The sequence below is a fragment of the Rheinheimera baltica genome, from assembly GCF_030731985.1.
Taxonomy (GTDB): Bacteria; Pseudomonadota; Gammaproteobacteria; order Enterobacterales; family Alteromonadaceae; genus Alishewanella; species Alishewanella baltica.
On record NZ_JAPJDY010000001.1, the window covers coordinates 63,416 to 71,825 of the forward strand.

At 46.1% G+C, this 8,410-nt stretch carries 10 protein-coding genes and 2 tRNA genes; all 12 read left to right on the top strand.

Going from position 1 to position 8,410, the window contains the following annotated elements:
- The 12 genes from ruvC to ORJ00_RS00365 all read left to right on the top strand — a co-directional run bounded on the left by ruvC (position 1) and on the right by ORJ00_RS00365 (position 8,408).
- Entirely contained in the window at positions 1-525 is a 525-nt protein-coding gene (ruvC, locus tag ORJ00_RS00310) for a crossover junction endodeoxyribonuclease RuvC (protein WP_027671722.1), read from the top strand.
- Positions 526-562: 37 nt separating this feature from the next.
- Positions 563-1,183: a Holliday junction branch migration protein RuvA gene (gene ruvA, locus ORJ00_RS00315; protein ID WP_027671721.1), complete on the top strand. Its 621-nt coding sequence runs from the start codon at positions 563-565 to the stop codon at positions 1,181-1,183.
- Between the two features lie 3 nt (positions 1,184-1,186).
- Positions 1,187-2,197: a Holliday junction branch migration DNA helicase RuvB gene (gene ruvB, locus ORJ00_RS00320; RefSeq protein ID WP_027671720.1), complete on the top strand. Its 1,011-nt coding sequence runs from the start codon at positions 1,187-1,189 to the stop codon at positions 2,195-2,197.
- A 721-nt stretch (positions 2,198-2,918) separates the two neighbouring features.
- On the top strand, positions 2,919-3,329 hold the full coding sequence (ybgC, locus tag ORJ00_RS00325; RefSeq protein WP_037054837.1) for a tol-pal system-associated acyl-CoA thioesterase: 411 nt from the start codon (positions 2,919-2,921) through the stop codon (positions 3,327-3,329).
- Positions 3,319-4,008 carry a protein TolQ gene (gene tolQ / locus ORJ00_RS00330; protein ID WP_027671718.1) on the top strand — a complete coding sequence of 230 codons (690 nt, stop codon included), beginning with the start codon at positions 3,319-3,321 and terminating at the stop codon, positions 4,006-4,008. The genes ybgC and tolQ overlap by 11 nt, the downstream gene beginning before the upstream one ends.
- A complete protein-coding gene (gene tolR, locus ORJ00_RS00335) occupies positions 4,008-4,439 on the top strand; it encodes a protein TolR (protein WP_305972943.1) in 432 nt (143 codons plus the stop codon). The genes tolQ and tolR overlap by 1 nt, the downstream gene beginning before the upstream one ends.
- A 1-nt stretch (position 4,440) precedes the next feature.
- Complete coding sequence (gene tolA, locus ORJ00_RS00340) at positions 4,441-5,358, top strand: cell envelope integrity protein TolA (RefSeq protein ID WP_306138672.1); 918 nt, start codon at positions 4,441-4,443, stop codon at positions 5,356-5,358.
- Positions 5,355-6,701: a Tol-Pal system beta propeller repeat protein TolB gene (tolB, locus tag ORJ00_RS00345; RefSeq protein WP_240474901.1), complete on the top strand. Its 1,347-nt coding sequence runs from the start codon at positions 5,355-5,357 to the stop codon at positions 6,699-6,701. Before tolA ends, tolB begins: the two co-directional genes overlap by 4 nt.
- 41 nt (positions 6,702-6,742) lie before the next feature.
- Positions 6,743-7,264, top strand: coding sequence for a peptidoglycan-associated lipoprotein Pal (gene pal / locus ORJ00_RS00350; protein WP_306138673.1), 522 nt, complete (start codon positions 6,743-6,745; stop codon positions 7,262-7,264).
- A gap of 27 nt (positions 7,265-7,291) precedes the next feature.
- The gene (gene ybgF / locus ORJ00_RS00355; protein ID WP_305972947.1) at positions 7,292-8,086 is read left to right on the top strand and encodes a tol-pal system protein YbgF; all 795 of its coding nucleotides are present in this window, start codon (positions 7,292-7,294) and stop codon (positions 8,084-8,086) included.
- Positions 8,087-8,232: 146 nt separating this feature from the next.
- Positions 8,233-8,308 (top strand) — tRNA-Lys (locus tag ORJ00_RS00360).
- Between the two features lie 27 nt (positions 8,309-8,335).
- Positions 8,336-8,408: transfer RNA gene (locus tag ORJ00_RS00365), tRNA-Lys, on the top strand.
- The last annotated feature ends 2 nt before the right edge of the window (positions 8,409-8,410 follow it).

Sequence of the window (8,410 nt, forward strand, 5' to 3'; positions counted from 1 at the left end):
GTGAACATTATTTTGGGCATTGACCCCGGTAGCCGTTTAACCGGTTACGGGGTCGTAAAGCAAAGCGGCGCCAAATTTGAATATGTTGCCAGTGGTTGTATTCGGCTTAACACCACAGACCTGCTACCTGAGCGCTTATTGGATATTTTCAATGGTGTCAGTGAAATTATCACCCAGACACAGCCAACCATTTTCGCGATTGAGCAAGTTTTTATGGCCCGCAACCCCGACTCAGCTTTAAAGCTGGGGCAGGCCAGAGGGGCCGCCATTGTTGCTGCAAAGCATGCGGGCCTTGACGTGTTCGAGTATTCTGCTCGTCAGGTCAAGCAGTCAGTTGTGGGCACCGGCGCCGCTGACAAAGCGCAGGTTCAGCATATGGTGCGTACTCTTTTAAAATTGCCTGCTAACCCACAGGCCGATGCGGCAGACGCGCTTGCAGTCGCTTTATGTCATGGGCATACTCAGCAAAGTTTAGTCAGCCTGGCAGGCCAGGCGCGCAAAACGGTTCGTGGCCGGTTGCGCTAACGCTGTTGTCGATATTCTTTAACCATAAGCAGACACTATGATTGGACGTTTACGGGGTATTTTGCTGGAAAAGCAGGCTCCAGATTTATTAATTGAAGTTGCCGGTGTTGGCTATGAGGTGCAGTTACCCCTCACGAGTTTTTATCAGCTACCCGCAACAGGGGAAGAAGCCACACTTTACACGCATTTCGTTGTACGTGAAGACGCCCAGCTGTTGTATGGTTTTGTAAATCAAACAGAGCGTGCGTTATTCCGGCAATTGATTAAAGCCAACGGTGTCGGGCCTAAGCTAGCTTTGACTATTTTGTCTGGCATGACAGCGCAGCAATTTGTGCGCTGTGTGCAATTGGATGATGTGAGTACGCTGGTTAAACTGCCCGGTGTTGGTAAAAAAACGGCAGAGCGACTGGTGGTGGAAATGCGTGACAGGCTAAAAGACTGGGGTATAACGCCTAATACAGCAGTGACAGATGCATTGATGCTACAAGGCGATGAGGCTATTTTTAGTCCGGTAGAAAGTGCTGAGCAGGATGCCATCGGCGCTTTAGTGTCGCTGGGTTATACACAAGTGCAGGCAGATAAAGCTGTGAAGAAGGTACAGCAAAGCGATATGAGCAGTGAACAGCTTATCAAAGCCGCGCTTAGGAGTATGATTTAATCCATGATAGAAGCCGACCGTTTAATACAGACCAGCGCCACGCGCGAAGACGAAGTAATTGACAGGGCTATCAGGCCCAAAACATTGGCAGATTACACCGGTCAGGAACACGTGTGCCAGCAAATGGCAATTTTTATTGCGGCGGCAAAAGGGCGTGGTGATCCGCTTGATCACGTGTTGATATTCGGTCCTCCTGGTTTAGGCAAAACCACATTGGCGATGATTGTCGCTAATGAAATGGGCGTGAACATTAAAACCACCTCCGGCCCGGTATTGGAAAAAGCTGGTGATTTAGCCGCATTACTGACCAACCTTGAACCCAATGACGTGCTCTTTATCGACGAAATTCATCGCTTAAGCCCGGTAGTTGAAGAGATTTTGTATCCAGCGATGGAGGATTATCAGCTGGATCTTATGATTGGTGAAGGCCCGGCAGCACGCTCTATTAAACTGGATCTTCCTCCTTTTACTCTGGTTGGGGCCACAACGCGTGCTGGTGCGCTAACATCACCACTGCGCGATCGGTTTGGCATAGTGCAGCGTCTTGAATTTTATAAAGTAGAAGAACTTACACAAATTATTTTGCGCTCAGCCCATTTTTTAAATTTAGTGCTGGACGAAGCCGGCGCGGCAGAAATAGCCCGTCGCTCGCGAGGCACCCCGCGTATTGCTAATCGCCTGTTGCGGCGTGTACGCGACTATGCGCAAGTTAAAGCCAATGGCGAGGTAACGGTAGATATAGCCGCACAGGCATTGCAAATGGTTGATGTAGACGCCGAAGGTTTCGATTATATGGATCGCAAACTTATTCTGGCTATTATAGAAAAATTTATGGGCGGGCCGGTTGGCCTAGACAATCTCGCTGCCGCTATTGGCGAAGAGAAAGACACCATTGAAGATGTAATAGAACCGTTTTTAATTCAACAGGGTTTTATTCAACGCACCCCACGCGGCCGCATCGCTTCGCCTCGTGCCTACCAGCACTTTGGCTTTGATTTACCCAAAACAGACTAAGTTAAATGGACGTATCCACTAAATGGCTAGTGCTACAGCTAGGCGACAAGTTAAAGTGCAATACGAGCATAGTAAACTATGTGAGTTATTGGACTTTAACGCAGACAACAACGCTGTAGTGTTAGCCAGGACGTGGATAAAAAAAAGCCCGCTCAAAAGAGCGGGCAATGCAACAAGTTGAAGGAGTGCTTCAAAAAAATCCAGGGAACATGTTGAAACAGCAATAAAACTTGGTATCCACACAAATCTCATTACCAAATGATCTTTACTAAGAATTTGCAGCAGGCTGCCAATTCTTTGCGCTAGCTCAGAACACCTGCGTATGATAGATATTTGGAGTAATTACTTCAAACGAGAAAAATTATCACTTTCCCATAAAAAAAACTAATGTATAGGTGAAAACTATTTGGTTAGTAATTGAACAGAGCTTCGGTGTGGTGCACAGGAATGCCACTGTTCATACAGGGTTAAGCTACAAGCTGCACTATAAGCAGTATAAGTTTTTGTTAGTTTTGATAATGTTAATTGCATTCGTCGTACTAATTGGTGCGTTGGTCGACAAGCAAATAAATCGGAACTAAGTGATGGAATATCAGTCAACAGAAACGGTGTTAAAATACAAGTGGGCGCAGCAGAAAAATATAGTTGTGATTCGCTTGTACAAGCGATTGAGTTACTACTCAGGCTTACTTATCATATACAGCAATTAAAGCGAATATTCATGTCTGATACTGTCTTTACAATCCCAATGCGAGTGTACTACGAAGATACCGACGCTGGAGGGATAGTTTATTATGCAAATTATTTGAAATTTTTTGAACGAGCGCGCACCGAATGGTTGCGCGCCCTGGGTATTGAGCAGGATTCATTATTGTCAAAAAATGTCGCCTTTGTTGTTGCTAAGGTTTTAATGGAAAACAAAAAGCCGGCAAGATTTAATGAATTATTGACGGTTTCTAGTCAAATCAGTACCTTAAAGCATGCTAGCATAGTTTTTGCTCAAACAATTCACAATAGCGCCGGCGATATCATTTGCACGGCAGAGATTAAAGTAGCCTGTATTGCACTACAGGAAATGAAAGCCAGAGCGATTCCGGCTGAAGTGACAGAGGTATTAAAACGTGGCAGGTGAGATTTCTATTTTAAGTTTGTTAATTGAAGCCAGTTTTGTCGTGCAATTGGTTATGTTAATTCTGTTGGCAATGTCTGTGATGTCCTGGACCATGATATTTCGCCGTCGTAAAGCATTGAGCGAGGCGGTAACAGAAGCCAAGAAGTTTGAAGACAAGTTTTGGTCGGGTGTAGATTTATCTAAGTTATATAACGAAGTTAGTGCGCGTGCAGCCAATAGTGGTTTAGAAGCATTATTTAAGTCAGGGTTTAAAGAGTTTGCCCGCTTACATAAAACGAATAGCCGTCAGCCTGCTGCGGTAATGGAAGGCACGCAACGGGCGATGCGGGTTGGCTTGTCACGCGAAGTTGAGCGGTTAGAAATGCACTTGCCGTTTTTAGCGACAGTGGGTTCTATCAGCCCCTATATCGGTTTGTTTGGTACGGTGTGGGGTATTATGAATTCGTTTATTGCGCTGGGGCAAGTTGAGCAAGCTACATTGTCTATGGTTGCGCCAGGTATAGCTGAGGCACTTATTGCCACCGCCATTGGTTTGTTTGCGGCAATACCGGCAGTTATTGCTTACAACAAGTTTTCACATCAGGTGGAATCCCTTGAAAGTAGCTATGCAAATTTTGTTGAAGAATTTGCCAACATTTTACATCGCCAGGCGGTGTCTAACACCGGAGATGCGGCCTGATGTACGTGCGAAAAAAGCGGCGGTTAAAGGCTGAAATAAACGTAGTACCTTACATCGACGTTATGTTGGTTTTGTTGGTGATTTTTATGGTTACAACGCCGTTGATTACTCAAGGCGTAAAGGTTGAGCTGCCTAAATCTGCGGCCGAACCTATTAAACAGATGCAAGATGGTAAAACACCTCTTGTAGCAACGGTTGATCAGGACGGCCTGTATTATTTTGAGAAAGACGGTAAGCAGCAGGGGCCGTTTACAGCCGCTGAGCTAACGTTGGAAGTGGCCAGTTGGTTGAAAATTGAACCGGGTACGCAAGTGATAGTAAAAGGCGATGGTAGAGTTAGCTACGACGCCGTTATACGATTGATTAATGTGCTAAAAGTAGCCGGTGCGCCGGCGGTTGGCCTGATGACCGATAACCTGGATTCGAAGTAGTATGGCTTTGCATATTGAAGCGCCACTGGCGAAATCGCTTGGCCTACATTTGGCAATACTGGTGTTGTTATTATTTAGTGCTGATTTTTCCAGTACACCAGAGATGGTGTCAGTAAGCCTGGAATCAGAAGGTCAAGCGCCGGTAGAAGCCGTAGCGGTAGATGAAAAGCTGTTAAATGAGCGGGTAGAGCAAATGCAGCGCGAACGCGATGCATTAAAGGCGGCAGAAGAAAAACGTATACGCGATTTAGAGCGCCGGGCAGAACAGGCGGAAAAAAATCGGACTACAGAAGAGCAGCGCTTAAAGCGGGTGGCTGAAGAAAAACGTAAAGCGGATGCCGAAACGCAAAAAGCCAAAGCAGCAGCGGCTGAAGCGAAAAAGCGTCAGCAACAGGAAAATGCCAAAGCCAAAGAAGCAGAGCAAGCGCGTATTGTAAAAGAGCAAGAAAGACAAAAGGCTGAGGATGCTGCCAAAGCAGCGGAGCAGAAACGCAAAGCGGAACAGGCCGCAGCGGAAAAAGCAGCGGCTGAGCGTGCGCGTCAGGCCGCAGAGGCAAATCAAAAAGCAGAGCAAGAGCGTGCAATGCAGGAACAACTTGCTAAAGAAGCGCAAGCGCGTTCTGCGGCGCGGGCTCGTCAAGCCGCAACAGAGGTTCAGCGTTATATCGCGTTAATTTCTGATGCCGTTGACCGCTCGTTATATAAAGATGAAAGTATGCGAGGCAAGTCTTGTTCAGTAAATATACGCTTAGCAACGACAGGCTTTGTAACAAGTGTTAAGGTCCTTGGTGGCGATAGCAATGTATGCGACTCGGCGTTACGTGCAGTAAACCGGATTGGCACCATGCCAATGTCCAGTGATCCGGACGTATACGATAAATTGAAAGACATAACATTAAGGGTGGAGCCTCAGTTTTGAATATTGTTAAGTTAATTGGTCTGGTACTAGCGGCGTTGCTGTTTAGCTCGCAGGCAAAGGCATCATTGGAAATAGTGATAACCGGCGGTATTGACTCAGGCCGGCCTATAGCCATAGTGCCGTTTACGTTTAAAGGTGCAACGTTGCCACAACAACGTTTGGATGAAATTATTGCCGCAGATTTAATGCGCAGCGGTAAATTTAGCCCATTAGCCAATATAAAAATGCCACAGCGACCACAGAGCGCTGAGCAAATCGATTATGCTGCCTGGGCACGTGAAGGCGTAGAGGCCATAGTTGTTGGGCAAATAACCGAAGTGGGTATTGACCGTTACACGGTTAACTTTGAACTGGTTGATGTGTTAAAAGGCAGCAACACGGCAAATCGGCAAGCATTAAATGCCGGGCGCTTGACAGGCAGTATGGAGCATATACTGGACAGTCGTGAAACGACGATTAATGGTAGCCAATTCAGGCAATATGCCCATCGCATCAGCGATATAGTTTATGAAAAACTGACCGGAGAGCGTGGCGCGTTTTTAACCAAAATTGCTTATGTTTTGGTTAACCGCAAGCTGGAATTTCCTTATCAGTTAGTGGTTGCTGATTATGACGGTGCCAATGAGCAAATTTTGTTGCGCTCAAAAGAACCGTTAATGTCACCCAGCTGGTCACCTGATGGCACCAAGCTGGCGTATGTCACCTTTGAAAAGCGACAATCACAAATTTATATTCAGGACATTTACACCGGCCGTCGCACCATACTCAGTAGCACACCGGGTATTAATGGCGCGCCGGTGTGGTCTCCTGATGGCAAAACGATGGCCATGGTATTGTCAAAAGACGGTAATACCGAAATTTATACTATGGACGTTGCAACAAAAGCATTAACACGCATAACGAATCATCGGGCTATCGACACGGAACCGTCATGGTCGCCAGATGGCAAAGAGCTGTTGTTTAGTTCTGAGCGCGGTGGCAATCCGCAACTGTATAGCGTAAATTTGTTAACGGGTACGACCAGACGTTTGACCTTTGAAGGTGAAATGAACCTGGCCGGATCTTTTATGCCGGACGGAAGTTCGGTGGTAATGGTTAACCGCACCAGAGGCCAGTATCACATAGCAAAAATGGATCGTCAGACCCGTTTTCTGCAAGTGCTGACCAAAACAAATCTGGATGAATCACCCAGTGTAGCGCCAAACGGTTCTATGATTATTTATAGCACTATGCATGACGCTACGCAGGTGTTAGCACTGGTTTCTATGGATGGTCGATTTAAAGCAAGGCTACCAGCAGTTGATGGACAAGTGAAATCTCCAGCATGGTCGCCGTTTTTATAAAAAACAAAACAGTTATTACATTTACATACTAGGACAACATCATGAAATTAAATAAAGTGTTAAAAGGTTTATTAATCGCATTACCAGTGCTGACCCTGGCGGCTTGTAGCTCAACTTCTTCTACTGATCAGTCAGGCGCTGATACTTCTTCTATGCCGCAAGAGACCGTGCAGGTTGAAACGGTTGAGAAGGTAGTTAGCCCAGCTGAACAGATGCGTCAGAAGCTTGAATCACTGCGTCAGGAAAACACCATTTACTTCGATTTCGACAAAGCCACAGTACGCCCAGAGTTCATTGAAACACTGCAGGCGCACGGTGCGTTTTTAACCGCAAATCCAAGCGTACGTATCACTGTTGAAGGTCACTCAGATGAGCGCGGCACGCCAGAGTACAACATTGCACTGGGCGAGCGTCGTGCAGTTGCTGTAGTACAGTATTTACAGAACCTGGGTGTTTCATCTGGCCAAATCTCAACGGTTAGCTACGGTGAAGAAAAGCCAGTAGATATGTCTCGCAGCGAAGCAGGCTTTGCTAAAAACCGTCGTGCAGTGTTAGTCTATTAATCCAGACTCACTACTGTATTGATACGCATGACTGTAAAATATACTCTGATAGCAGCATTAACACTGGTTCATACCAGTGTTGGTGCTAATCCTGCTCCGGTTACTGATCTTAATCGTAACAACGTTGTGGTTAATAATGCTATGGCATCGCCATCAGGCAGCATTGAACAACGCTTAGCGACACTTGAACGAATTGTTGAGGCCAGAACGGAAGCTCAGCTTCGCATGGCGCAGCAATTGCAAACGTTACTGGATGAAGTTAGTGAACTACGCGGAGTAACAGAAACCCATTCGTATCAGCTAGACGAAATTTTGCAACGTCAACGTGATTTGTACCAAGAGATTGATCGGCGGGTAAGTGCTATCCAGACTCCGGTTGCGGCGAATGCCGTACCAGCGCCTCAGGTAGAAACCCCTGTTGCAACCTCCAGCTATTCGTCAGATGTGTCTGAAAATGATGCCTATGACAAAGCCGTAAATATGGTGCTTAAAGACCGTCGTTACGATGCGGCAATTCCAGAGTTTGAGACGTTTATTCAAACCTATCCCAATTCAAGTTATGCCCCTAACGCGCATTACTGGCTTGGTCAGTTATTATTTAATAACAACGAGCTGGCAAAAGCGAAAACGCATTTTGAACGGGTGGTTAATAATTTCCCTCAATCTAATAAAGTTGCCGACGCCTTGTTGAAACTTGGTCAGGTTGCTGAGCGCGAGAACCAAAAAGACGCAGCTCTGCGGTATTATCGCGAACTTGTTGCGAAGTATTCAACAGCGACTTCAGCCAAATTGGCACAAGACAGAATTGACGCTCTAAAATAATATAACCCGGCATATGCCGGGTTTTTTCTGTGCACAAGATGTTAGCAATCGCTGGCATTTTGAGCACTTAGACTATGTTAACGTGGTTTTTAATACTTTTTGGTTGCACAAAAGCCGTAAATCAGTAAGATATGCCTCCGCGGTTAGGGTCGTTAGCTCAGTTGGTAGAGCAGTTGACTTTTAATCAATTGGTCGCTGGTTCGAATCCAGCACGACCCACCAAACCGCCAATAACATTGATATCGAAATGGGTCGTTAGCTCAGTTGGTAGAGCAGTTGACTTTTAATCAATTGGTCGCTGGTTCGAATCCAGCACGACCCACC

Excerpts from the sequence above, each read along its gene's own strand:
- ruvA (WP_027671721.1), top strand. The coding sequence starts at position 563 with ATGATTGGACGTTTACGGGGTATTTTGCTGGAAAAGCAGGCTCCAGAT.
- ruvB (WP_027671720.1), top strand. The coding sequence starts at position 1,187 with ATGATAGAAGCCGACCGTTTAATACAGACCAGCGCCACGCGCGAAGAC.
- ybgC (WP_037054837.1), top strand. The coding sequence starts at position 2,919 with ATGTCTGATACTGTCTTTACAATCCCAATGCGAGTGTACTACGAAGAT.
- tolR (WP_305972943.1), top strand. The coding sequence starts at position 4,008 with ATGTACGTGCGAAAAAAGCGGCGGTTAAAGGCTGAAATAAACGTAGTA.
- tolA (WP_306138672.1), top strand. The coding sequence starts at position 4,441 with ATGGCTTTGCATATTGAAGCGCCACTGGCGAAATCGCTTGGCCTACAT.
- pal (WP_306138673.1), top strand. The coding sequence starts at position 6,743 with ATGAAATTAAATAAAGTGTTAAAAGGTTTATTAATCGCATTACCAGTG.
- ybgF (WP_305972947.1), top strand. The coding sequence starts at position 7,292 with ATGACTGTAAAATATACTCTGATAGCAGCATTAACACTGGTTCATACC.